The organism is Nonomuraea sp. NPDC049695 (genome assembly GCF_040674955.1).
In the GTDB taxonomy this organism is placed as follows: Bacteria; Actinomycetota; Actinomycetes; order Streptosporangiales; family Streptosporangiaceae; genus Nonomuraea; species Nonomuraea helvata.
This window is the reverse complement of sequence record NZ_JBFANV010000024.1, coordinates 16,413-39,283: the sequence shown is the minus strand read 5'-3', so window position 1 is coordinate 39,283 and position 22,871 is coordinate 16,413. Positions and strand designations below refer to the sequence as shown.

20 protein-coding genes and 1 pseudogene are annotated in these 22,871 nt (G+C 71.9%); 11 read left to right on the top strand and 10 right to left on the bottom strand.

Annotation, left to right across the window (positions count from 1 at the left end; translation table 11 throughout):
• Window positions 1–33 precede the first annotated feature (33 nt).
• Window positions 34–612: an XRE family transcriptional regulator gene (locus tag AB0J64_RS21940; RefSeq protein WP_364029445.1), complete on the bottom strand. Its 579-nt coding sequence runs from the start codon at window positions 610–612 to the stop codon at window positions 34–36.
• A gap of 96 nt (window positions 613–708) precedes the next feature.
• Here AB0J64_RS21940 and AB0J64_RS21935 point away from each other — a divergent pair, with 96 nt between their 5' ends.
• Window positions 709–2,313: a bifunctional NAD(P)/FAD-dependent oxidoreductase/class I SAM-dependent methyltransferase gene (locus tag AB0J64_RS21935; protein WP_364029443.1), complete on the top strand. Its 1,605-nt coding sequence runs from the start codon at window positions 709–711 to the stop codon at window positions 2,311–2,313.
• Window positions 2,314–2,322: 9 nt separating this feature from the next.
• Here the strand turns inward: AB0J64_RS21935 and AB0J64_RS21930 are convergent, their stop codons facing one another.
• The 3 genes from AB0J64_RS21930 to manA form a co-directional block, all read right to left on the bottom strand.
• Window positions 2,323–2,949 carry a flavin reductase family protein gene (locus AB0J64_RS21930; RefSeq protein WP_364029441.1) on the bottom strand — a complete coding sequence of 209 codons (627 nt, stop codon included), beginning with the start codon at window positions 2,947–2,949 and terminating at the stop codon, window positions 2,323–2,325.
• Between the two features lie 117 nt (window positions 2,950–3,066).
• Complete coding sequence (locus AB0J64_RS21925) at window positions 3,067–3,819, bottom strand: alpha/beta hydrolase (protein WP_364029439.1); 753 nt, start codon at window positions 3,817–3,819, stop codon at window positions 3,067–3,069.
• A gap of 162 nt (window positions 3,820–3,981) precedes the next feature.
• Window positions 3,982–5,178: a mannose-6-phosphate isomerase, class I gene (manA, locus tag AB0J64_RS21920; RefSeq protein ID WP_364029437.1), complete on the bottom strand. Its 1,197-nt coding sequence runs from the start codon at window positions 5,176–5,178 to the stop codon at window positions 3,982–3,984.
• Between the two features lie 112 nt (window positions 5,179–5,290).
• Between manA and AB0J64_RS21915 the strand changes: the two genes are divergently transcribed.
• Both AB0J64_RS21915 and AB0J64_RS21910 read left to right on the top strand, forming a co-directional pair.
• Entirely contained in the window at window positions 5,291–5,911 is a 621-nt protein-coding gene (locus tag AB0J64_RS21915; protein WP_364029435.1) for a helix-turn-helix domain-containing protein, read from the top strand.
• Between the two features lie 12 nt (window positions 5,912–5,923).
• The gene (locus tag AB0J64_RS21910; RefSeq protein WP_364029433.1) at window positions 5,924–6,802 is read left to right on the top strand and encodes an ABC transporter ATP-binding protein; all 879 of its coding nucleotides are present in this window, start codon (window positions 5,924–5,926) and stop codon (window positions 6,800–6,802) included.
• A 582-nt stretch (window positions 6,803–7,384) separates the two neighbouring features.
• Here the strand turns inward: AB0J64_RS21910 and AB0J64_RS21905 are convergent.
• Window positions 7,385–7,750: pseudogene (locus AB0J64_RS21905) on the bottom strand (ATP-binding protein); the annotation flags it as partial.
• Window positions 7,751–8,038: 288 nt separating this feature from the next.
• Here AB0J64_RS21905 and AB0J64_RS21900 point away from each other — a divergent pair.
• Both AB0J64_RS21900 and AB0J64_RS21895 read left to right on the top strand, forming a co-directional pair.
• Entirely contained in the window at window positions 8,039–8,971 is a 933-nt protein-coding gene (locus AB0J64_RS21900) for an MBL fold metallo-hydrolase (RefSeq protein WP_364029431.1), read from the top strand.
• A complete protein-coding gene (locus tag AB0J64_RS21895; protein ID WP_364029429.1) occupies window positions 8,968–10,518 on the top strand; it encodes a carboxylesterase family protein in 1,551 nt (516 codons plus the stop codon). Before AB0J64_RS21900 ends, AB0J64_RS21895 begins: the two co-directional genes overlap by 4 nt.
• Window positions 10,519–10,615: 97 nt before the next feature.
• Here AB0J64_RS21895 and AB0J64_RS21890 read toward each other — a convergent pair whose 3' ends face one another.
• The gene (locus AB0J64_RS21890; RefSeq protein ID WP_364029427.1) at window positions 10,616–12,064 is read right to left on the bottom strand and encodes an RICIN domain-containing protein; all 1,449 of its coding nucleotides are present in this window, start codon (window positions 12,062–12,064) and stop codon (window positions 10,616–10,618) included.
• A gap of 189 nt (window positions 12,065–12,253) precedes the next feature.
• Window positions 12,254–12,838, bottom strand: coding sequence for a helix-turn-helix domain-containing protein (locus AB0J64_RS21885; protein ID WP_364029425.1), 585 nt, complete (start codon window positions 12,836–12,838; stop codon window positions 12,254–12,256).
• Window positions 12,839–12,944: 106 nt separating this feature from the next.
• Between AB0J64_RS21885 and AB0J64_RS21880 the strand changes: the two genes are divergently transcribed.
• Together AB0J64_RS21880 and AB0J64_RS21875 are read left to right on the top strand one after the other, a co-directional pair.
• Window positions 12,945–13,925, top strand: coding sequence for an aldo/keto reductase (locus AB0J64_RS21880; protein WP_364029423.1), 981 nt, complete (start codon window positions 12,945–12,947; stop codon window positions 13,923–13,925).
• Window positions 13,926–14,051: 126 nt separating this feature from the next.
• On the top strand, window positions 14,052–14,750 hold the full coding sequence (locus AB0J64_RS21875; protein WP_364029600.1) for an ABC transporter permease: 699 nt from the start codon (window positions 14,052–14,054) through the stop codon (window positions 14,748–14,750).
• Between the two features lie 183 nt (window positions 14,751–14,933).
• On the opposite strand, the gene AB0J64_RS21870 is transcribed toward AB0J64_RS21875, so the two are convergent.
• Window positions 14,934–15,989 carry a bile acid:sodium symporter gene (locus AB0J64_RS21870; RefSeq protein ID WP_364029421.1) on the bottom strand — a complete coding sequence of 352 codons (1,056 nt, stop codon included), beginning with the start codon at window positions 15,987–15,989 and terminating at the stop codon, window positions 14,934–14,936.
• 580 nt (window positions 15,990–16,569) lie between these two features.
• Window positions 16,570–16,962 carry a hypothetical protein gene (locus AB0J64_RS21865; protein ID WP_364029419.1) on the bottom strand — a complete coding sequence of 131 codons (393 nt, stop codon included), beginning with the start codon at window positions 16,960–16,962 and terminating at the stop codon, window positions 16,570–16,572.
• A 420-nt stretch (window positions 16,963–17,382) separates the two neighbouring features.
• Here AB0J64_RS21865 and AB0J64_RS21860 point away from each other — a divergent pair, with 420 nt between their 5' ends.
• On the top strand, window positions 17,383–18,672 hold the full coding sequence (locus tag AB0J64_RS21860) for a HAMP domain-containing sensor histidine kinase (protein WP_364029417.1): 1,290 nt from the start codon (window positions 17,383–17,385) through the stop codon (window positions 18,670–18,672).
• A gap of 22 nt (window positions 18,673–18,694) precedes the next feature.
• Here the strand turns inward: AB0J64_RS21860 and AB0J64_RS21855 are convergent, their stop codons facing one another.
• Entirely contained in the window at window positions 18,695–19,372 is a 678-nt protein-coding gene (locus tag AB0J64_RS21855) for a response regulator transcription factor (protein ID WP_364029415.1), read from the bottom strand.
• Between the two features lie 159 nt (window positions 19,373–19,531).
• Here AB0J64_RS21855 and AB0J64_RS21850 point away from each other — a divergent pair, with 159 nt between their 5' ends.
• From AB0J64_RS21850 to AB0J64_RS21840, 3 genes are read left to right on the top strand one after another with little or no spacing between them, the layout of a single operon-like run.
• Complete coding sequence (locus AB0J64_RS21850; RefSeq protein ID WP_364029413.1) at window positions 19,532–19,855, top strand: PadR family transcriptional regulator; 324 nt, start codon at window positions 19,532–19,534, stop codon at window positions 19,853–19,855.
• Window positions 19,852–20,655, top strand: a complete 804-nt coding sequence (locus AB0J64_RS21845) for a hypothetical protein (RefSeq protein ID WP_364029411.1) — start codon at window positions 19,852–19,854, stop codon at window positions 20,653–20,655. The genes AB0J64_RS21850 and AB0J64_RS21845 overlap by 4 nt, the downstream gene beginning before the upstream one ends.
• A gap of 42 nt (window positions 20,656–20,697) precedes the next feature.
• The gene (locus AB0J64_RS21840) at window positions 20,698–22,782 is read left to right on the top strand and encodes a hypothetical protein (protein ID WP_364029409.1); all 2,085 of its coding nucleotides are present in this window, start codon (window positions 20,698–20,700) and stop codon (window positions 22,780–22,782) included.
• Window positions 22,783–22,871: the final 89 nt, after the last annotated feature.

Below are 22,871 nucleotides of genomic sequence, written 5' to 3'. Positions count from 1 at the left end.
CCACCAAACCCCGCTGGGGCGGAGAGAGCGTGGTCAGCGGGCGGCGGGGCGGGCGCGGACGTGCATGCGCTCACCCTGCGGCCCGAACAGCGCCAGGACCTCCGTCGGCTCCTCGCCGGGATTGCTGAACGCGTGCGGCGTCCTCGTGTCGAACTCCGCGACCTCGCCCGGCGTGAGGATCACATCGTGCTCCCCGAGGCGCAGCCGTAGCCGCCCGGACAGCACGTACAGCCACTCGTAACCCTCGTGGACCCGCTGCTCGGGCTCGAACCCCGGCCAGTGTGGCGGGTAGATCTGCTTGTACGCCTGCATCCCGCCGGGCCGGCGGGTCAGCTGGACGTACGTCATGTCGTGGCGTTTGAACGGGCGCATGTGCACGCGTGGATCGCCGGTCACAGGCGCGTCGATCAGCTCGTCGAGCTGCACCTGATGGGCCTGGGCCAGCAGCAGGAGCAGCTCCAGGGTCGGTTTGCGCTGCCCGGACTCCAGCCGGGACAGGGTGCTGACGGAGATGCCGGTGCTCGCGGACAGCTGCGTCAGCGTCGCCCCGCGCTCCTGGCGCAGCGCCCGGAGCCGCGGGCCGACGGACTGGAGCACGTCGTCGAGTTCCATGCGCCCTACTTTGCCATTTCGGCAACGATATTTGTCAACTTGTCGGCTGATCGCGGACAGTTGGCGCAGTCGGGAACGATCGAGAGGAGACGCGCGATGGACGCGAAGTACGACGTGGTGGTCGTCGGTGGCGGGGCCGCCGGGCTGAGCGGGGCGCTCACGCTGGGCAGGGCGCGGCGCAAGGTGCTGGTCATCGACGCGGGGCGGCCGCGCAACGCCCCCGCCGAGGGCGTGCACACGTATCTGGGGCGCGAGGGCGTCGCGCCGCTGGAGCTGCTGGCCGCCGGCCGGGAGGAGGTGGCCGGGTACGGCGGGGAGATCGTGACGGGCACCGCCGAGACCGCCGAACGCCTGGACGGAGGGGGCTTCCGCGTCGTGCTCGACGACGGCTCCGCGGTCGAGGCGGCCCGGCTGCTGGTCACCACCGGCCTGGTCGACGAGCTGCCGGACGTGCCGGACCTGGCCGGGCGGTGGGGGCGGGACGTGCTGCACTGCCCGTACTGCCACGGCTGGGAGGTGCGCGACCAGGCCATCGGGGTCCTGGGCACGGGCCCGCTCTCCGTTCACCAGGCACTGCTGTGGCGGCAGTGGAGCGAGAACGTGACCCTCTTCCTGCACACCGCGCCCGAGCTCGACGCGCAGCAGCGCGAGCAGCTCGCCGCCAGGGGCGTCACCGTGGTGGAGGGGAAGGTGACGGGCCTGGAGGTGACGGACGACCGGCTCACCGGGGTACAGCTCGCCGACGGGCGGGTGGTTCCGTGCCAGGCCCTTGCCGCCGCCGGCCGCCTGACCGCCCGCGCGGGCCTGCTCGCGGGGCTGGGGCTGGAGACGGAGGAGCAGGAGATGTCCGGGTACGTGATCGGCACCCGCGTGCCCGCCGACCCCTCGGGCGCCACGAGCGTGCCGGGGGTGTGGGTGGCGGGGAACGTGACCGGCCTGACCGACCAGGTCATCGCCGCCGCGGCGGCGGGCGTACGGGCGGCGGGGGCGATCAACGCCGACCTGATCGCCGAGGAGACCCGGCGCGCGGTCGCCGCCCGGGCCTGGGCCCACGGCTCCCAGGATTCGTACGAGTCCGACGAGGCGTACTGGAACGCTCGTTACGGCCAGAGCGCGCAGATGTGGAGCGGCGACCCCAACGTCATGCTGGTGCGCGAGGCGACGGACCTCGAGTCCGGCACGGCGCTGGACCTCGGGTGCGGCGAGGGCGCCGACGCGATCTGGCTCGCCGGGCAGGGGTGGCGCGTCACCGCGGCCGACGTCTCCGGCGTGGCGCTCGAACGCGCCGCCGAGCACGCCACGAGCGCGGGGGTGGCCGACCGCATCGACTGGCAGCGGCACGACCTCTCCGTGTCCTTCCCCGAGGGCACGTACGACCTCGTCTCCGCCTGTTTCCTGCACTCCCCTCGTGACATGCCGCGCGAGGCCATCCTGCGCGCCGCCGCGTCGGCCGTCGCCCCCGGTGGGGTGCTGCTGGTGGTCGGGCACGGGGGCTGGGCGTCCTGGGTGGAGAACCCGCCCTTCGAGGCGCACTTCCCCACGCCGCAGGACGTCCTCGACGCTCTCGAACTGCCGGAGGGGGAGTGGGAGGTGCTGCTCAGCGAGGAGTACGAGCGTACCCAGAACGGCCCCGACGGCCACCCCGGCACCCGCACGGACAACGTGCTCAAGGTCAGGCGGCTGCCCGGCGAACCTCGCTGAGCCGCGCCGCTACCGGGTGCGGGGCGTCTGGCTGCGGTAGGAGTGACCGAGTTCGGGGCCGAGGCCGAAGTAGTGGCGGAAGTTGTAGATGAGCGGGCTCCAGGCGCCCGGGTCCACGTGGTGCGTGCCGGGCACGACGATGCGCGGGTCCGCGTGCACCTTCCCCACGACGGCCTCGGCGATGACGAACGACCCCGACACGTCACGCCCCACCCGTTCCGCGCGCGCCTCGAACTGGATCGGGCACTCGGCCACGCGAGGGGGCCGTACCGTCTCGGACGGCGAGGGCCGCAGCCCGGCCGCGCCGAACTTGTCCGGCTCGTAACGGCAGCCCGCCGGCTTGCTCTCCGGCACCGGATGACGGCCGGTGAGAGAGGCCAGACGTTCGACGGCCGCCCACTGGTGGGGAGCGGGCAGGTTGATCACCACCTCGGGGCGGCTCATGAGGTTGCGCGCGGTCTGCCCTTCTGCGCCCAGCCCTAGCACGATCACGTTGCCCAGCGCCCAGGCGGAGGACATCGGGGCGAGGTTGAAGGTCCCGTCCGGGTTCTCCGTGGAGAGCAGGACGACCGGCGTCCCGAAGTACAGGATGCTCGGCTCGATGGTCACATGAGTGGCGGTAGACACGGCGTTCATGCCCGGGAGCCTAGGAACGCGATGTTCAAGCCGGCGGCGAAACGTGTCCGCGCCTCTGCCTCCCGGCCGGCCGCACGGCGTGCTCGATGCCGTCGAGCACGCCGTGCGGTCCGGGAATCACACGGGCAGGGGCGCGTCCTGGCCGAGATGCCGGGTGAAGAAGCGCAGCGAGCTGTCCGTCTCGAACGCGGGGATCTCCCCGTGATCGCCGGGATTGGCATGCAGCGTCTTGTCCGGTGAGGCCAGGGCGTCGAACAGCGCCAGGCTCTGGTCCCGAGGCACCAGCTGATCGTCCCACTGGAGGAGGAACTGCACCGGCACGGTGACCCGCGCGGCGGTCCCGGCCAGCCCGGACGGCCCGAGCAGGCCCAGCACCGCGGCGCGGACCCGGGGTTCGGCGGCGACGAGCGGGACACCGAGCCCGCAGCCCATCGACACGCCCCAATAGCCCACCGGACCGGCGCCGACGTGGTCGAGCTGCTGGACCGCGGTCAGGACCGCCTGCCATTCCGCGACGGCCTGCTCGGCCAGAAGCTCGTGCATGGCGGCGACCAGCGGGGCCTTGTCCTCGCCCGCGGCCATGCGGGCCCGGTTCTCGGCCGCGAGCCGGTTGAACTCCTCGCCCTTCGGCCGCTCGCCGTGGTGGGGCGCGTCGATCGCGACGACCGCGAAACCGCCCTCGGCGACGAAGCGGCGAGCGCGGGCCTCGACGCCGGGAGCCTTCTTGTGCTGCCCGCCGCCGTGTCCCATGAGGATCACGGGACGAGTGCCGGGGGCGTCCTGCGGCGTCCACAGCACGCCGGGGGTCTCGCCGAGGGTGAAGAGGTGTTCGGTGACGCCGTCCGACGACGTCTGAGAGGTGAAGCGCACAGCGTTTCAGGCCTTTCGGGATGCCTTTTCGGGCGCTCCCTAGACCATGCGAGGGAGGGAGCCCCGATCTGTCACAGCGTTGATCGGTCTCACCTCCTCAGGTCGCAGCGGTGCACGGCGACGCCGAACGTATCACAGGATCGGCCTCACCCATGTATGAATCTACAGTGTAAAGGCGCCCGGCGAGGCGCAGTACGCCGTTCCCTTGCCGGAGAGCCGCACCGAGGGGACGGCCGCCGGGACGAACGCGGACTCGCCCGGCCGCAGGGTCAGATCTCCGAGGTGGGCCTCGCCGTCGACGCAGACGACGATCTGGGGGACGCCGCCGGTCAGCGAGTGGGGGGTCTCCAGGTCGTAGCGGGCGAGGGCGAACTCGGGGGCCGGCGGCCGGTAGCGGTGCTCGCCCCGTACGCCCTCCTCGGGTCGTACCAGGTGCGGCTCCGAGGGCGTGAAGTCCACGACGCGCATGAGCTCCGGCACGTCGATGTGCTTGGTGGTGAGGCCGCAGCGCAGCACGTTGTCGGAGTTGGCCATGATCTCGACGCCGATGCCGCCGAGGTAGGCGTGGGGGACTCCGGCGCCGAGGTAGAGGGCCTGGCCGGGGAGCAGGTTGACGTGGTGGAGCAGGAGGGCGGCGGTGACGCCGGGGTCACCGGGGCAGGCGCGGGCGATGTCGCCGTACCCGGCCAGGTCGGGGTCGCCGTCAAGGGCGAGCAGGGCCTGCTCGACCTGGGCGCGCAGCGGCCGGTTGGCCTCGTCGAGCATCTGGGCGAACACCTCCCGCAGGCCGCCCGCTCTGAGCAGGTCGGCCCAGGGGCGAAGGTCCGGCAGGGCCAGGCGGTCGAGGAGGCCGGCGGTGGCGGCGGGGTCGCGGAAGCCGCACAGGCCGTGGAACGGGGTGAGCGCGCAGACCATCTCGGGCTTGTGCGAGGTGTCCTTGTACGTGCGGGCCGGGTCGTCGATGGGGACGCCCCGGGCGTTCTCGTCGGCGAACCCGGCCTCGGCCTGCGCGGTGGTGGGGTGGACCTGGAGGGAGAGCGGGCGTTCGATGGCCAGGACCTTGAGCAGGTAGGGGAGGGCGGGGCCGAAGCGGGCGGCGGTGGGCTCGCCGAGGGTGGCGGCGGGGTCGTGGGCGATGAGCTCGTTCAGCGGGGTGCCGTCGACGGTGGAGGGGTCGCCGGGGTGGGCGCCCATCCAGAGCTCGGCCTGGGGCTTGCCGGTGGGCTCGGTGCCGAACAGGTGGGGGAGCGCCGTGACCGAGCCCCAGTCGTAGGGCCGGATGGCGGTGGTCAGGCGCAGGGGCGTGGCGGCCGTCGGGAGGTCGGTCTGTGGCACGGCGGTGGCTCCAATCGTCGTCATGGAGCGTAGAACGGGACGGGCTGATGTGCGTAGTCGGGGGCGCGTTGCCTATCGACTATACATAGGTATAGTGTGCTCCACGGATGAACAGTCAGCTATACAGAGGAACAGGATGACGACCGTACCGGACCCTGAGGACCTCACGGCGCGTGCGCGGATCAGGGACGCGGCGATGCGGCATATCGGTGAGTACGGCTTCGAGCGGGCGACGATCCGCGGGATCGCCGAGACCGCGGGGGTGTCCCTGGGCCTGGTGCGTCACCACTTCGGCTCGAAGGAGGCGCTGCGCGAGGCGTGCGACCAGCACCTGGTGAAGATCATTCACCAGCTGCACGAGGACGCCGCGCGCGATCCCCAGGCCGGCCTGAACCCTGTGGCGGTGATGGGGCCCTACCAGCCCTACCTGGCGCGGGCGTTGACGGAGGGCTGGGCGGCGCCGCTGTTCGACGAGATGGTCGACATCGGCGAGCGGTGGATCGCGGAGGCCGACAAGAACCGCCCCGACCCGCCCGACGTCGACGCGCGGTCCCGTTCGGCGCTGATCGCCGCGATGGCGCTGTCGGTCACGGTCCTGCGCCGGCACGTCGAACGCGGTCTGGACGCCGACCTGACCAGCCCGGAGGGGCAGGCCAAGCTGATGCGGGTGATGCTCGACATCTACTCCCACCCGCTGCTCAGCCTCGAAGAGGCCGCGGAGGCCAGGAAAGCCCTCGACCGGGGCCAGAACACGTGAAGGAGCATCGCCATGGCTGACGCCATCGCCGTGAAGGGGTTGGTGAAGAGGTTCGGGTCGACCAGGGCGCTGGACGGCCTCGATCTCACCGTGCGCGCCGGCGAGGTGCACGGGTTCCTGGGGCCCAACGGAGCGGGGAAGAGCACGACGATCCGGATCCTGCTGGGCATGGTGCGGCCCGACGCGGGCAGCGCCCGGCTGCTGGGCGGCGATCCGTGGTCGGAGGCGACCGAGCTGCACCGGCGGCTGGCGTACGTGCCGGGCGATGTGACCTTGTGGCCCAACCTGTCGGGCGGCGAGGCGATCGACCTGCTCGGGCGGTTACGCGGCGGCCTGAACGAGCGGCGCAAGGCGGAGCTGCTGGAGCGGTTCGACCTGGACCCGCGCAAGAAGGCCCGCACGTACTCCAAGGGCAACCGGCAGAAGGTCGCCCTCGTGGCCGCGCTGGCCTCGGACGCGGAGCTGCTGATCCTCGACGAGCCCACCTCCGGGCTCGACCCGTTGATGGAGGAGGTGTTCCGGGAGTGCGTCAAGGAGTCGCGGCGTACGGTGCTGCTGTCGAGCCACATCCTGGCCGAGGTGGAGGCGCTGTGCGACCGGCTGACGATCATCCGTGACGGCCGGACGGTAGAGACGGGCACGCTGGCGGAGCTGCGGCACCTGACGCGCACGTCGATCGAGGCGGAGCTGGCGGGGCCGCCGGACGGGCTGGCCGAGCTGCCCGGCGTGCACGACCTCACCGCCGATGACGGACGGGTGCGGTTCACGGTGGACAACCCGGCGCTGGACCAGGCGCTGCGGCGGCTCACGGAGGCGGGCGTGCGCAGCCTGGTCAGCCGGCCGCCGACGCTGGAGGAGCTGTTCCTGCGCCACTACGAGACCGTGCGCTGACGGCCTCGCCGCGGGGTCTTTCACGTGAACCGCCTGGACGAGGCGACGGCCGAGCCGGCGCGGACCTTCGACGGCCGGCCAGGCCTTGTCGTCGGCGTCGGGCAGCAGCGCCAGCACGGCGTCGGGGGGATCATCCACGTCGGCGGCGGCCAGGAGCAGCAGGGCCCGCCGGCCGGCTTCGGGCAACTCCGCCAGCCGGGCGGCGTAGATGGCCGCCAGCCGCTCTCCGACCGGCAGCGGGCCGTGGTCGCCGGGGTCGAGCGAGGCGTGTCCGGCCAGTTCGAGCAGGGCCAGGGGGTTCCCCGCGGCCTGGTCGAGCACGCATTCCCTGATCCTGCCCGTCAGGCCGGGCACGCGCAGGTCGAGCAGCCGCCGGGATGCCGTGTGGTCGAGCGGGGGCAGCACGAGCGTCGGGAACCCCTGGCCGAAGGCCGGCCGCCGCTCGAAGGCCGGCCCTCGATCGAAGCCCGGCCTGCCGTCGCGTACGCCGACCGGGTCGTCGTCGCGTACGGCGGCCAGCAGGGTGATGGGATCGTCGTCCAGCCGGCGGGCGGCGAAGGCGAGGAGGTCGGCGGAGGCCGAGTCGATCCACTGGGCGTCGTCGAGCACGACCACCAGCGGCGTCCGTTCGGCAACCTGGGACAGCAGGGTCAGGACGGCGACCCCCGTCAGCAGGGGATCGGGGGCGTCGGGCACGAATCCGAAGGCGCCGAGCAGCGCACGGCGCTGCCGGTCCGGCAGGTGGGCCGCCTCGTCCAGCACCGGCCGGAGCAGCTGGTGCAGGCCCGCGAAGGCCAGGTCCCTCTCGGACTCGCGACCGCCCGCCCGCAGCACCCGACGGCCTGCTTCCTCGGCGCGGCGGGCCGCGTACTCCAGCAGCGTGCTCTTGCCGCTTCCCGCGGCTCCGGACAGGAGCAGAACCCGGCCGCCGCCGGACGCGTCCGCCACCAGAGCGGAGAGCCGATCGACCTCGGCTTCCCGCCCGACGAACACCTCACGCTCCGCGGTGGCGCGGGAACCCGGCGCCCGCTCGTCCACAGGCCCTCCAGTGATCTCATCGAGCAGGACCGCAGCGTCGCCGCAGGTCGGTGCCGCTTTCTGTCACGGTAGCAAGCGCGTGACCCCGCAACGGATGCAGTCACCTGACGCATACCGCCGGCCCCGGTGGTGGGCGCACGATGGAAGGGCGGGGGATTTCATCGCACTCATCACCACTCATCTGATCAAGGAATACTCATGCCTGCCCATCAGATCACCCTGGGTGACGTCACGATCACGCGGGTCTGGGAATATTGCGGGCCTGTCGGGATGACGCCCAAGACGTTCTTCCCGGAAAGCTCGCCACGTACGTGGGAGGAGCACTCCTCCTTGCTGGAGCCGCACTTCGTCGACCCCGAGACGCGGATCGTCAACTCCGCGATCCAGACCTGGCTGCTCCGCAGCGAGGGCCGGACCATCCTGGTCGACACCGGCGTGGGAAATCACAAGGAGCGCCCGTACGCCCCGGTCTGGAGCCACCTGGAAAGGGATTTCCTGGCCAATCTCGCCCGGGCCGGCGTCGGACCGGAGGACGTGGACATCGTGATCAACACGCATCTCCACATCGATCACGTCGGCTGGAACACGTACCTGGACGGTCGGCACTGGGTGCCCACTTTCCCCAACGCCACCTATTTGATGCCGAAGGACGACTTCGACTTCTGGAACCCGGCGAACGGCCACGCGTCAGTGTTCGGCCGCGGCAACCAGAACGTGTTCGAGGACAGCGTGGCCCCCGTCCACGAGGCGGGGCTGACGAGACTGTGGGAGGACTCGTACACGATCGACTCCAACCTGCGACTGGACCTCGCGCCGGGGCACACGCCGGGGTCCTCGGTGGTCACCCTCGAATCGGGCACGGACCGCGCGGTGTTCGTCGGCGACATGCTGCACAACCCCGTGCAGTTCGTGGAGCCGGACGTCAACAGTTGCTTCTGCGAGGACCCGGCCGGAGCCCGCGCCACCCGCCGCAAGGTGCTCGGCTGGGCCGCCGACCGGGGCGCCTTGGTCGTCCCCGCGCACCTGGGCGGGCACGGAGCCGCCGAGGTGGTCCGCGAAGGCGGCGGGTTCGCCGTCAAGGGCTGGGCTCCGTTCGCCCTGTACTCCGAGACCTCGAAGGACGCCCGATGAACCACCACGCACCAGAGACCGTCGTCACCGCGCAAGGCGCAGTGCGCGGCCTGCGGCGCGACGGGGCGACCGTGTTCCTGAACATCCCGTACGCCGCTCCGCCGACCGGCGCCGCCCGATTCGCCGCCCCACGCCCGCACGCCCCTTGGAACGGTGTGCGGGACGCCACCGAGCCGGGGCCGACCGCGCCGCAGGCCGAACGCCGGCTCGGCAGCGTGGACATGACCCCGTACTTCGGGCCGGGCTGGATCCCCGGCGAGGACTTCCTGACCGTCAACGTGTGGACGCCGGGGGCCTCCGGGGAGCGGCTGCCCGTGATGGTGTTCGTGCACGGCGGCGGGTTCGTGGCGGGCTCCACCCGGGCGGAGATCTACGACGGCGCCGCCTTCGCCCGCGACGGGGTCGTCCTCGTGACGCTCAACTACCGGCTGGGCATCACGGGCTTCCTCGATCTGCCCGGTGCGCCCGCCAACCGGGGCCTGCTCGACGTGATCGCCGCCCTGCGGTGGGTACGGGAGAACATCGCCGCGTTCGGCGGCGACCCGGCCCGCGTCACGCTGTCCGGTCAGTCCGCGGGCGCCACGATCGTGGGCGGCGTGCTGGCCGCGCCCGAGGCCGAGGGGCTGTTCCGGCGCGTGATCATGCAGAGCGGCAGCGGCCTGGGCGCCTTCACACCCGAGCAGGCCGCCAGCGTGACCCGCGCCGCGGCCCACGCACTCGGGGTCGAGCCGCATGCCGACGCCTTCGCCGGCATTCCCGACCGGCGGCTGGTCGAGGTCATGTCCGAACTGTCGGGCATCGACCTGCGGACCGAGACGCACAGCGATCCGCTCATCGGGCTCAGCCCGTTCAGCCTCGTGCTCGACCGGCAGCCGGCCGAGGCCGTCGCCGCGGGCCGCGGCGCGGGCGTGGACCTGCTGGTGGGCACCAACACGGAGGAGGGCAACCTCTACCTGGCGCCGTTCGGGAACCTGTCCACCTCGACGGCGGCGGACGTGGACGCCGCCGCGGCGCGCTCACACCCGCGGCCCGCCCGCCTCGTCGAGACCTACCGCAATGCCAGGCCGAAGGCGTCCGACGGGGAGCTGCGCTCGGCCATCATGGGCGATGCCATGTTCGGCGTGGGAAGCCGGCGCCTGGCCGACGCTCATGCGCAAACGGCCGCCGCGCATGCGGGGAGGGCCGCAGCGCATGCGGGGAGGACGGCCGCGCATGTGGGGAGGGCCGCCGCCACCTACCGCTACTCGTTCGCGTGGCGCTCGAACGCGCTGGGCGGCGAGTTGGGCGCGACCCACGCCGTGGAGCTGCCGTTCGTCTTCGACGTCACCGGCCTGCCCCGGCTGCGCGGCCCACAGGTCCTGCTCGGCCCGGACGAGCCGCCGCCGGGCCTGGCCACCCGGATGCACGCGGCGTGGGTGGCCTTCGCCACGACCGGGGACCCCGGCTGGGAGCGCTACGAGACCGGGCGCCGGGCCACCATGCGCATCGACGGCGAGTGGAGCGTGGCGGACGATCCGCACGGCGAGGAGCTCCAGGCGTGGCTCTGACCCCTTGTCCCTCCTCTCCCATCCGAGGTCTCTCATAGCCGTCGTGGGCGCCACGGTCGCCGAGCCGGCGGACTGACGTGTACGGCCTGTCACCGGATCACAGTGGGGTACGGGTGAACTGCTGGTTCTGGCCGCCGTTGCACGCGTACTGCTTGAACTGGACGTCGTCGGCCTGCGACGACGAGGGCAGGTCGGCGCACTTGCCCGAGTGCCTGGCCACCAGCCGCAGGTAGCCGCCGCCCGCGTCCTGCAGCGTCCACTGCTGGTTGGTGCCGGTGCCGCAGGCGTACTGCTGGACGGCGGCCCCGTCGGCGGTCGAAGCGCCGTTGACGTCCAGGCACTTGCCGGAGTGGCGGGCCACGATCTGCACGTAGCCGCCGCTGATCGACTGGATGCGCCACTGCTGGTTCGCGCCGCCGCCGCAGGAGTACTGGATGACGGCGGCCGCGTTGGCGGTGGAGGCGTTGCGCACGTCGGCGCACTTGCCCGAGTGGCGCACCGCCAGCCGGTCGTAGCCGGTGCCGGTCGTGGTGATCGTGCCGGTGGCGGCGTCGACGGTGAGCTGCCGGGCATAGGTCAGGCTCATGGACGTGCCGCTCGGGAACTGGACCGGCAGCCACACGTAGCGGGAGTCGTTGACGGGGCCGCCCCATGCGCCGGCCCACCGGTCACCCAGGTACAGGTACGACGTGCCGGAGGTGCCCTGCACCGGCAGCACGTACGCCGGCTGAGAGCCGAACGTGGTGGAGTCGCCCACGTTCTGCCAGGCGCTCCACGTGCCGGTGATGCTGGTGGCGGTGGCGTACTGGGCCTGGTTGGGCTGCCAGCCGGTGGCGGCGGAGGTCAGCATGAAGTACACGCCGTCGCGCTTGAACATCGCCGGCGCCTCCCGGTGGTCGCCGGCCCACATCCGCGCCAGCGCGGCCACGTCGGTGTAGTCGGCGGTCAGCCGGTAGACGTGCAGGTCGTAGTTCTCGTTCGCGGCCGAGATCATGTACGCGGTGCCGTCGGTGTCGACGAACGCGGTGATGTCGCGCGACATGTGGCCGAGCGGGCGGAAGCTGCGCAGGTAGGTGTAGGCGCCGTCCACCGTGTTCGAGACCGCCACGGCCGCCCGCGCCTCGCCGTAGTCGCGGCCGTTCTCCTTGTGCATCCACATGACGAACTGGCCGGTCGAGGCGTTGTAGACGACCTTCGGGCGCTCGATGTTGGCCACCTGCAGCTCGGCGGCGCTGGACTGGGTGAGCACGTGGTTGCGGAACTCCCACGTGCGCAGGTCGGCCGAGCGGTAGGCGGAGACGTACCGGAAGGTGCCGTCGGCGTTGCGGTTCTCCCCGAACCAGTAGTAGTACGAGCCGACCTTGATCACGCCGCCGCCGTGGGCGTGCAGCAGATTTCCCGACGTGTCGGTGAACTGGGCGCCGACCGGCACGGTGACGGCGGCGGCGACAGACCCCGTCGTGGGCGTGGCCCGCGCCGCGGCGGTGGCGGGCGGGAGTGCGAGTGCCAGGCACAGCCCGGCCAGGAGGGCGAGGACACGGGACATGGCCGCCTCACCATAGGACCGGCCGGAGCGGGCACGCCAGCACCGCGCCGGCTCCGCCGGCATCCGCGCACGTCGGCGCTGAAACTTTCAGCTCCGGCCCGCCGTCCGGGTGTCAGGCGGCTCCTGCCCCGCCTCGGGGCTCCGCTCGAGCGCGTGCCGATGACCCACTGAGAAGGCCGGTGGCCGGCCTCACAGACGGTGGGGGTGCGGGGCGCCCGCGCCGCGGAGCAGGGTGTCCACGACGAGCGTCGCGAGCACGTCGTTGTCCTTGTCGTCCCTGTTCTGGGCGGCCTCGTGGATGAGCGCGTAGTAGACGCGGCGGGTCCATGCGAGGTCGGCGTCGGCGCGCATGACGCCCGCCTCCCTGGCCCGGCGGAACAGCCGTTCGCACGTGTCCCGTACCTCGCTGTGGAGGCGAGCCACCTCCGGGTTGGCGGAGGAGGCCTGGCTCATCGCGAATCCCCAGCCGGCCTTGATGTCGAGAACGTTCGCGGTCGTCTGGTAGAGGGCGACCAGCGGCGGGGCCGTGTCGGGGTGGGCGGCGCCGACCGCCGCGGCGAACCGCTGGGTGGCCCACAGCGCCAGAGCGTCGATGAGCGCCTCGCGGGTGGCGAAGCGCCGGTGCACGGTGGTGCGGGCGACGCCGGCGGCTTCGGCGATCTGCTCCATCGTGGACGCGGGATCGCGGCTGAGTGTGCGTTCGGCCGCCTCCAGGATCGCCGTCATCGTGCGTTCGGCATCCGCCCGCAGCGCCCGGCCGCCGGTTGTCTTCATGAGGAGATCATACGACACCGTTGCGGTTCTCAGCAGACTTGCATCATTCATGTAGCAAGTCGTAGTGTCTTCGCGTCTTACTTGATGCAGTTGGAAGGTGGAACACGTGGAGTACACCCGCCTGGGCCGCAGCGGCCTGTCGGTTTCCCGGCTCGTCCTCGGCACCATGAACTTCGGGTCGCGCGCGTCCGAAGCGGACAGTCACGCGATCATGGACCGTGCGCACGAGCACGGCGTCAACTTCTTCGACACCGCCAACGTCTACGGCGAAGGCGCCACTGAGCAGATCCTCGGCCGGTGGTTCGCCCAGGGCGGCGGCCGGCGCGACAGGACCGTCCTCGCCACCAAGGTCTATCGCCCGGTGGGGGAGTGGCCCAACGACAGCGGGCTGTCGGCGCTGCACATCCGGCGCGCGTGCGAGGAGTCGCTCAAGCGTTTGCAGACCGACTACATCGACCTGTACCAGATGCACCACATCGACAGGAACACGCCGTGGGAGGAGATCTGGGAGGCCTTCAGCGTCCTGCGCCAGCAGGGCAAAGTGCTCTACTTCGGCTCGTCCAACTTCGCCGGCTGGCACATCGCCCAAGCCCAGGAGGCCGCCCGGTCTCGGCACTTCCTCGGGCTGGTCAGCGAACAGTCGATCTACAACCTGATGTCGCGGTGGGCAGAGCTGGAGGTGCTGCCCGCTGCCCGGCACTACGGCCTGGGCGTGATCCCCTGGTCGCCGCTGCACGGCGGAGTGCTCAGCGGCGTCCTGCGCAAGCAGCGCGAGGGCGTCGCCGCCCGCAGCGGCGCGGGGCTCTGGGCTGCCGCGTTCGCCGAGCAGCGGGGATCGGTCGAGGCGTATGAGAAGCTCTGCGCCGACCTCGGTGAGGATCCGGCGAACGTCGGGCTGGCCTGGCTGCTCGCACAGGACGGGGTTACCGGGCCGATCATCGGGCCGCGTACGATCGAGCAGTTCGACGGCTCGCTGCGTGCCCTGGAGATCACGCTCGACGACGGCACGCTCGCCAAGCTGGACGAGCTCTTTCCCCCGCCCGGCCCGAACGGCGCCAACCCCGCGCCCGAGGCGTACGCCTGGTGATCATGCCGAGACCGGCGACGACGAGAACGTGGTCAAGCAGCCCCGGCAATGGTCGAGGTGGTAGACGGCGGCACACTACCTGCTGTGCGTTCCTCTTCGTTGATCTCTGTGACCCCTCTCCTGCCGGTGGCCTTGATCGCTCTCGTTGTGTTGGGCGCCCTGGTGGCCTGGTTCGGCCGGCTCGGACATGGACGAGCCGTCCTGACTGCCTGCGTGCGGGCGGCCGCCCAACTCGGCGCGGTCTCTGTGCTGATCACCTGGGTGGTCGCCTCCTTCGCGGCCGCGGCGGGGTTCATCGTGCTCATGTACGGTGTGGCCTCCTTTACCGCGGGCCGGCGCATTACTCGCAGTCGGAAGGCCTGGTGGGCGGCGGTGCCGATCGCGGCGGGCTCCGCGCCAGCGCTGATGATCCTGGCCGTGAGCGGGACGATTTCCATGGACGGGATCGTGGTGATCCCGATCGCGGGGATCCTGCTGGGTGGCTGTCTGACCGCTACCTCCCTCGCCGGACGGCGGGCCGTGGAGGAACTGGTCCAGCGAAGAGGAGAGGTGGAGGCGGCTCTGGCGCTGGGCTTCCTGCCCAGGGAGGCGGCGCTGGAGATCTGCCGCCCGGCGGCGGCCCAGGCGCTGGTACCGGCGCTGGATCAGACCCGGACCGTAGGGCTGGTCACTCTTCCTGGCGCCTTCGTCGGGATGCTGCTCGGCGGGGCGAGCCCGATCGAGGCCGGAGTCGTGCAGCTCGTTGTCCTGGTGGCTCTGCTGGCCGCCGAGGCGCTCGCGATCCTGGTGGCGACCGAGATGGTGGCGCGTGGTTGCTTTACCTGAGCCGCCTGGCCCGGCGCGTCCCCGCTCGGCGGCTCGGCGGGCTCAGCCTTCGGCCAGGGCTGTGCTGGACAGGACCGGTTTAACAGACCGGCGCGCCGGGCGAGCTGGTCGAAGTTCAAAGATCAAGCCGCGCACCTGGCGTAGGTGGAGGGGATATGCGTCACCGAGACGGTGCTGGAGGGCTCATGACAGCGCCGCAGGTGGGGCGGGGGACCGGGGTCCGAACAGACTGGCGGCGACCTTCTGCAGCAGGCTGTAGGCCAGGATCGGCACGAGGACCTGCGGACGGTGCGCGAACCAGCTTGCGGCCAGGACCGCCGCCGCGCTGGTGTTGTTCATGCCGGTGGCGAAGGTGAGCGAGATCCCGTCCGGAGCGTCGCATCGGGTCCATCGGGATATCCACCTGCCGACGAGGAAGGACAAGCAGCAAACCGCGCCGGCCACGCTGACGGCCAGGGCCAGGAAGTCAGGGTCGGGATGTGACAGCGCCTGTCCGAGCGCGCCGGAAGCGTTGATGTAGCACAGCAGCAGGATGTTCACGATGTTGACCAGCTTGATGACCGGGGCGGTGCGTGCTGCGCGCCGCTCCCCGAGCATGGCCCGCGCGATGATCCCGGCCAGGCACGGCAGCACGATCAAGGCCAGGGCAAACGCGCCCGCGCCCGCCGTCCCGGCCAGCCCGTCGAGCCGCGCCGTGTCATCAAGGCTGCCGACGCCTGCCGGACCGACCAGGGCGGCGGACGCGGCCACCCCCCACGGAACCGTGACAGGACTGAGCAGCGTCGAACCCACGACCATGGCGACCACCAGGGGAACGTTGCCACCCGCGGTCTGCCCCCAGGACGCTGCTCCGCCGGCGATCGGCATCGCAAGCACCAGCAGCAATCCGACCGCGAGGCACTCCACCTCCGCGGCGTCGGGCCAGGCCTGCAGGCACATCGCAGCGACCGGCAAGAGCACCAGAGGTAGGAGCGCGTTCACCGCCACGCCCGACGCGAGCCGCAGAGGTCTGCCCACCACAGCGCACAGATCCCGCACCCGCACCCCAAGACCTGCAGTCGACAACATCACAGCCAGCAGAACCATGGGCATCGTGACCGAACCATCCGATCCAAGCAAGCGCAGCGCCGCCGTCCGCAAAACCTCACCCGGCCGCGGCACCACAGCAGCCAGCAGATAACAGACGATCATCAACGCGAACAGCCGCCGCTGCACCATGCCCACCATCCGGACAATCATCTGAGTAATCTATCAATTACTCTTAGTGATCAGGCTTGGGTGAGGAGTAACTTGACGCGACCGGACGCGACCGTTTGCCGAGGCCGTCCCAGCCAGGCTCGCCCTCTTGCCGGCGGAGGATCTCGTTGCGACGCCGGACAAGCCGACCCCCGGCACGCGCCCATGCGGGCCAGACCAAGCGCTCCACCTGGGCGGCTGCCCCGCCGGACAGGGCGGACAACCCGGCCGGCAGGCGCGCCTGGCCCGGCACCGCGCGCGACCTCCGGTCGGGGCGTGCAGTCTCGGGCGCTTCGGCCTGAGGTGTCAGGTGCCAGAACAGCGTCACGGTGCCGGCCGCCAGGATCGCGTACAGGGCGAAGGCGGCGTCGGGGGGCCGATGTCCACGGCTGGAGCCGAGGGCGGCTACGGCCGGCCCGCCCAGTGTGCCGGACGCGCAGCGCTACAAGCGGCACACTGTGAACGCGCGAAGATCTTCCCGTGGTTGCCCTGACCTGGCGCGGCGGCCGCGGGGCAGCGCCGAACGCTCAGGGCTGAGCCGGGCACGCCAGCACGGTGAGTCTCGGGGTGCCCGGCGCTTGGCTCAGCCGTCCTCGGGTTCGGAGGCGTCGCCCTTACCCTCCTGCTCGTGCTGGTCGCCCGCCTGGCCCTGCTTGCCCTCCTGGGCCTCGGAGCCGGTCTCCTGCCCCTTGTCGTCGTTGCCGTCCTCGGCCTTCTCGCCGCCCTGGTCGTCGTTGCCGTCCTCGGCCTCGGCCTTCTGGCTCTGCTCGTCTTCCTTGGTGCCCTCGTTGGGCTCCGCGCTCTCCTCGGGCGTGGCGGCCTCGTTCTCGGGGGCCTGCTCCGTGGGGGCAGCGGAGGACTGGGTGGAGGTGGGGGCGGGGCTCTGGTCGAGGGAGGACGCGTACGCGGCAGCTCCGCCGCCCGCCACGAGGACGGCCACGGTGGCGAGTCCGGGGATGATCACAGACTTACGCATTGAAATATCTCCGATGCATTGACGTCGTACTGACGCCCTCAGTCTGCGGAAACGCGGGATAGCGGCAGGTTCGGCCAACCATAACGCGAGGTTAATCCTCATCCGAAACCTCGTCCCAAGTGGCGTAGCCGCCGTCCTCGTCGTCGGCGTCGCCGTCTCGGGACGGACGCGCGCCGCCGGAGGCATGCTGCTGGTCATCGCCGCAGGGTGGGGCGTGGGCGCGCTGGTCAAGGTCATCGTTGCCCGCCCCCGACCCCGGCGGTCCACGCTCTGGTGCGGGAGCTCGGCCCCGACAGCTTTCCCAGCGGTCACGTGTGCCTGACTCTGTCGATCGCGATCGCCGTGGCGCTGCTGGCCAGAAAGACGCCGCTGAGCAAGGGGTTAGCGGGACGTTTACCTTCCTTCTGCCACCCTGGAAGGGTGACAGCGCAGGGCGTGCCGCTGCGGCGGCGGGTGCTGGTGGTGATCGTCAGCGTGACCGCCCTGGCCGTTGCGCTCTTCCTGGTGCCCCTGGCAATCGCGGTGAACATCCTTTACCACGACCAGACGGTGGGCGCCCTGCAACGCGACGCGGCCTGGGTAGCCGCCGCGATCCCCGACGAGCCACGGGTACCGTTGGGGCTGCCGAAGGGCCTGCCGGGCGACCTGGCCGTCGGCGGCTACACCCTGACCGGCGCCCGCCTGTTCGGCGACGGTCCCGTCCACTCCGGCCTGGCCACCTCCAGCAAGGACGGCCGTGTCCATGACACGGTGGAGGACGGCTTCGTGGCCGTGTCCGCCCCCGTCCCCTCCGAGGAGGGCCCCGCGCTGATCATCCGGGTGGCGACGCCGAACTCGCAGGTTGAGCAGCGCATCCATCAGGCGTGGCTGCTGATGGCCGGGCTGGCGCTGATCGTGATCGCGCTGGCCGCGGGCGCGGCCGTGCGCCAGTCGGCCCGGCTCGCCACACCCCTGGAGCGGCTGACCGCCGCGGCGCAGGCACTCGGCGGCGGCGACTTCAGCGTCCGCGCCGCACCCTCCGGGCTCCGCGAGGCTGACCAGGCCGCACAGGCGCTGGAGTCCACGGCGCGTCGCCTCGGCGACGTGCTCGCCCGCGAGCGGGCCTTCAGCGCCGACGTCTCCCACCAGCTGCGCACCGGACTGACCGGCCTGCTGCTCGGCCTGGAATCGGCGCTGTCCCGACCGGGCACGGACCTGGCCCCGGCGGCCCGGGCCGCGCTGGCCAGGGGGGAGCGGCTGCAGGAGGTAATCGACGATCTTGTACGGCTCAGCCGCGACAGCCGCGCGCCCGCCGAGCGACTCGATGTGGACGCGCTGATGGAAGAGATCCGGCAGGAGTGGCACGGCCCGCTGGCCCGGCAGGGCCGCTGCCTGACCATCACCGTGGAGCGCGCACTACCGCCGGTGACCGCCCAGCCCGCCGCCGTCCGGCAGATCCTACGCGTCCTGCTCGACAACGCCCTGCGTCACGGCCAGGGAGAGGTCGCCGTCACCGTCGCCGACGTGGGCCCCGGCATGGCCGTCGAGGTGAGCGATCACGGGCCCGGCGTGGCGCCGGAGAGCGACCCGTTCATCAGGTCCAGCGGACACAGCCACGGCATCGGTCTGGCCCTGGCCCGGTCTCTCGCCGAAGCTGAAGGCGGCCGGCTGGTACTCAGCCGCGCCAGACCCCCGCTGTTCAGCCTGCTGCTACCCGGCCACGACACCTAGCCAGCGGCCGGCCTGCGGTGGGTCATGGCTCGTAGCGGTAGCCGCGCCCCCGCACCGTGACGATCCGCTCCATCCCCTCGCCGTGCTCGGCCAGCTTGCGGCGCAGCGCGAATACGTGCACATCCAGCGTCTTGGTGGGCCCGAACCAGTTTTCGTCCCACACCTCGTCCATGAGCTGCTCGCGCGTCACCACCTCGCCCGCCCGGCTGACCAGCGCCGCCAGCAGGTCGAACTCCTTGGGCCGCAACACCACCTCCGCCTGCCCGACGTAGGCGCGCCGCGCGGGCAGGTCGAGCCGCAACCGCCCGGCCGTCAGTACGCGCTCCCCCTGTGCCGGGCCACGTCGCCGCAGGTGCGCGCGGATCCTGGCCATCAGCTCGGTCAGCCGAAACGGCTTGGTCAGGTAGTCATCAGCCCCCGCGTCCAGCGCCACCACGACCTCGAACTCCTGCGTACGAGCTGTCAGCACGACGATCACCGTGTCCGGCACCCTCGAGCGCAACCGCCGGCACAGAGCGACCCCGTCCACATCGGGCAGCCCCAGATCCAGCAGGACGAGATCCGGCTGGTGCCGCTCGGCCGCCCGCAGCGCCTCGGCCCCGTCCGCGGCCGGCTCCGCCTCGTAGCCCTGGGCGGCCAGCGCTTCGACCAGCTCCGACCTGATGACCAGATCGTCCTCCACGACGAGCACACATGCCATGCGGCCGATGCTACGAGTATGCGCGGCCAAGGCGGTCCAACCGTCGGTGGTCAGCGACGGTGACACCGTGCGCACCGCCCCTTCCATGCCCGGGGCGGTGGGGCCGCCAGGGCGGTACCATCGTCTGGCGACCTATCGTTTGACGTACTAGGGGGCGTGATGGCTCGACGGACGGATCCGCTCGGGTGGGGCAGTCCGCCGCTGCTGATCCTGGGGAGCCTGGCGGAGGAGCCGAAACACGGCTACGCGATCGTCAAGGACGTCCGGGAGCAGACCGGCATCACGCTCGGCCCGGGGACGCTGTACGCCGCGCTGTCCAGGCTGGAGGAGCAGGGGCTGGTGGAGGCACTGCCCGGGGAGGAGCGTCGCCGGCCGTACCGGATCACCGCGGCGGGAGCGTCGGCGCTGGGTGAACGGCTGGCCGAGATGTCGCGTTTCGCGACCACCGGCCTGCGCCGCCTGTCAGCGGGCCTGGCGCGATGAGCGGCCTGGTGGCGCGCGTCGCGCTGGCCTGCTATCCACCATGGTTTCGGGAGCGCTACGGGAAGGAGCTCGCGGCACTGGTCGAGGATGTGGGTGGCGGCCCGCGGGCGCTGCTCGACCTCGCGGGCGCCGCCACCCTGGCCTGGCTGCGGCCGGCGCTGGCGGGCGCCCCTGACGCGCGTCTGCGGCGGCGACTCCAGGCGACGCTGGCGACCACCTGGGTCGCCTGGTGCGCGGGGATCTCCTCGGTTCCGCTGCTGGATCGGCTCCTGCTGGATCCGCCGCAGCCCGGGACGCCGCACGCGGTTCGCGTGCTGGTCTCGGCGGCCTGGTGGCTGGTGCTGGCGGGCTGCGCCGTGGCCGGAACGGGAGCGCTGCAGCTGACGCTGCGGGTCCTGCTTCCGGCCCGGGATCGCCGCCTGGTCCGGCCGCTGCTGCCGGCGGGTCTGCTGGTGGGGGTCGAGGCCGCAGGCGCCGTGCTGCTCGCGCAGCCGCACCGGCTGTCGCCGGGTTTCCTGGCCGGTCTGCTGACGTGGGTGGCCGGGCTGGGTGCGATGGTGTTGGCGCTCGCCGTCGGGCCGGTCGTCACCTTGCGGCGGGCCCGGCCGCCGGTCGCGGTGATGCGTCGGCCGGTGCTGCTGGCCGCGGCCGTGGCCGTCCTGCTCGGTGCGGTGGCGGTGGTGGACGCCGTCGCGGCCGCCATGGCCGGCCGTACGCCTCTGACGCTGGCGGGTGTGGCGATCGGCGTAGGGGCCGCGCTGTGCTCGGCGGTCAGCGTCACCCGGGCCCTCCGCCTCTAGTACGTTTGACGTTACATCGTTTCGCGTACTAGCGTCCGGCGTGTGACCTTCACCCGAGCCTTGCGGTGCTGCATGGCGTCCGCGGCGGCCTTCACCGTGCTGATCCTGCTGTCCACCCAGTTCCGCGCCGTGCGGGCCTCCAGCCCGTGGCAGGACGATCCGTACGACGTCGTGATCTCCTCCACCGAACTGCTGGTCCCGGCCCTGGCGCTGGCGCTCGCCATCCGCGCCTGGGCGCGGCCCGGATCCGCCGGGTTGCTGCGAGGCGCCCGGGTGGTGCTCACCGCCGTGGCGGCGACGGTGGCGACCTGCTGGGCGTCGGTCGTCGCCGGCGCGAACGCCGACCTGCGGGACTGGCGGCAACTGCTGCTGGTCGCCGGGCTGGTGGTGGTCACCCTGTCGGCCGTGCCGCTGGCGGTGGCCCTGCGCCACGCGGGACCCGATAGCAGGGGCGACACCGACTGGGTCGAGGATCTTCTGGCCGCCGCGCAACGCCTCGGGATTCCCGTCGACCGGGCACGCCGGGTCGCCGACGTCCTGCGCCGGCACCGGATCGCCGCGGCCGTCCTGCTCTCGACCGCTGTCTCGGGCTGCCTGGCGCTGGCCGAGGCGATCGGCGACGGACTCGGCCGCCAGCCACTCCAGGCGGCGACCTTCCGCGTGGTCGTCGGCGCCACCTTGCTGGTCGCCCTGATCGTCCCGCTCAACGCCTATCTCGGGCTGCTGTGCCGGGCCCGGCGATCGACTGAGCCGCGCCGCCCACCGGTCCTGCCGGCGGCGCTGTACGGCGCGGCCGTGAGCGTTCCCGTCACCATCGCCTTCCGCGGCGGGATCGGCTACCTGCTCGACTATTCTGCGGGCTCCCTGGGGCAGATCAGTCGGCTGGCCGTGGGGCCGGCGGCCATTGTCGCCCTGATCACCCTGCTGGTTCAGGCCTTCAGGACCCGCGTGCGGCGCTTTTCCCGGGTCCTGGTCGGGCTGCCGCTGGTGCTTGTCGTGCTGATCGTCGGCTATCTGGGCGTGGTGACCGTACGACGGGTGCTGCCACAGGACCTGCCCGACCCCACCGGCGCGTACAGAGTCGGGCGCGTGATCCAGGAATGGACCGACACCCGCCGGACCGACCCCCTCGCGCCGCGGCCTGGGCTGCGGCGTGAGTTGTCGGTGTGGATCTGGTACCCCACAACACGGGACGCCGGCGGGCCGCGCGCGCCCTACACGCCCGGCCAGTGGGCGCGCCAGCACATCCCGACGCCGCTGCCCGGCCTGGGCGAGGGCAGCTTCGCGGCTGTGCACAGCCGGGCCGTCGACGGCGCCGCCGTCGCGCCGGGACGGTTCCCGCTGGTCGTGCTCGCGCCCGGGATGGGGTTGAACGCGCCGGTGTTCAGCTCTCTCGCCCAGGACCTGGCCAGCCACGGCTACGTCGTGGCGAGCCTGACCCCCACCTACAGCGCCAACGTCACCGTCCTGCACGGGCACGCGGTGACCAGCACACCGACCGGTAAGCCCGACGACACAGACGAGGAGAAAACCGCGAACAGGCTGATCGGCGTGTGGACGGCGGACGCCCGATTCGTCGCCGCCCGCGCCGCCGCACTCGACCGGGACGCGCTCCTGGCCGGGCACGTCGACGTGAGCCACCCGCTGTACGTCGGCCACTCCTTCGGCGGCGCGACCGCGTTCCAGGCCTGCCACGACGACCCGTCCTGCGCGGGCGCGGTCGACCTGGACGGAGCCCTGTACGGCGGCGTCGTGCGTACCGGCCTGCGCGCCCCCGCGCTGATCCTCGGCGGTGAGAACTCGTGCGTCACCGGAGCCTGCCGCGCCGACGACGCGGGGAACCGGGGCATGCGCGACAGAACGCGGCAATGGCTTGCCGCGAGCACCGGCCCCGTCTGGCGCTACGAGATCGCTGGAACCGGCCACTTCAACTTCACCGACTACGCCGTGATCTACCTGGCGGCGCCGATCCGCGCCCTGTTCCCGCTGGAATCCATCGACGGAGCCCGTGGCCTGCGCATCCAGAACGCCTACGTCACCCAGTTCGCCGACCAGGCGGTCCGCCATCAGGTGTCCTCGCTCCTGGCCGGTGCCCGGCTCTATCCCGAGGTCCACGCGCTGCGGTGAAGCAGGAGAGCGCCGTCCGCCCGGCGGACGGACTTCGCTCATCGGCCGTGGCGGCGACCATGGTGCGGAACTCCGCGATGGTACGGGAG

What these genes read in the sequence shown, in the direction of transcription:
- AB0J64_RS21940 (WP_364029445.1), bottom strand. Translation starts at nt 612, where the DNA reads ATGGAACTCGACGACGTGCTCCAGTCCGTCGGCCCGCGGCTCCGGGCG.
- AB0J64_RS21935 (WP_364029443.1), top strand. Translation starts at nt 709, where the DNA reads ATGGACGCGAAGTACGACGTGGTGGTCGTCGGTGGCGGGGCCGCCGGG.
- AB0J64_RS21930 (WP_364029441.1), bottom strand. Translation starts at nt 2,949, where the DNA reads ATGAACGCCGTGTCTACCGCCACTCATGTGACCATCGAGCCGAGCATC.
- manA (WP_364029437.1), bottom strand. Translation starts at nt 5,178, where the DNA reads ATGACGACGATTGGAGCCACCGCCGTGCCACAGACCGACCTCCCGACG.
- AB0J64_RS21915 (WP_364029435.1), top strand. Translation starts at nt 5,291, where the DNA reads ATGACGACCGTACCGGACCCTGAGGACCTCACGGCGCGTGCGCGGATC.
- AB0J64_RS21910 (WP_364029433.1), top strand. Translation starts at nt 5,924, where the DNA reads ATGGCTGACGCCATCGCCGTGAAGGGGTTGGTGAAGAGGTTCGGGTCG.
- AB0J64_RS21900 (WP_364029431.1), top strand. Translation starts at nt 8,039, where the DNA reads ATGCCTGCCCATCAGATCACCCTGGGTGACGTCACGATCACGCGGGTC.
- AB0J64_RS21895 (WP_364029429.1), top strand. Translation starts at nt 8,968, where the DNA reads ATGAACCACCACGCACCAGAGACCGTCGTCACCGCGCAAGGCGCAGTG.
- AB0J64_RS21890 (WP_364029427.1), bottom strand. Translation starts at nt 12,064, where the DNA reads ATGTCCCGTGTCCTCGCCCTCCTGGCCGGGCTGTGCCTGGCACTCGCA.
- AB0J64_RS21885 (WP_364029425.1), bottom strand. Translation starts at nt 12,838, where the DNA reads ATGAAGACAACCGGCGGCCGGGCGCTGCGGGCGGATGCCGAACGCACG.
- AB0J64_RS21870 (WP_364029421.1), bottom strand. Translation starts at nt 15,989, where the DNA reads ATGATTGTCCGGATGGTGGGCATGGTGCAGCGGCGGCTGTTCGCGTTG.
- AB0J64_RS21865 (WP_364029419.1), bottom strand. Translation starts at nt 16,962, where the DNA reads ATGCGTAAGTCTGTGATCATCCCCGGACTCGCCACCGTGGCCGTCCTC.
- AB0J64_RS21855 (WP_364029415.1), bottom strand. Translation starts at nt 19,372, where the DNA reads ATGGCATGTGTGCTCGTCGTGGAGGACGATCTGGTCATCAGGTCGGAG.
- AB0J64_RS21850 (WP_364029413.1), top strand. Translation starts at nt 19,532, where the DNA reads ATGGCTCGACGGACGGATCCGCTCGGGTGGGGCAGTCCGCCGCTGCTG.
- AB0J64_RS21845 (WP_364029411.1), top strand. Translation starts at nt 19,852, where the DNA reads ATGAGCGGCCTGGTGGCGCGCGTCGCGCTGGCCTGCTATCCACCATGG.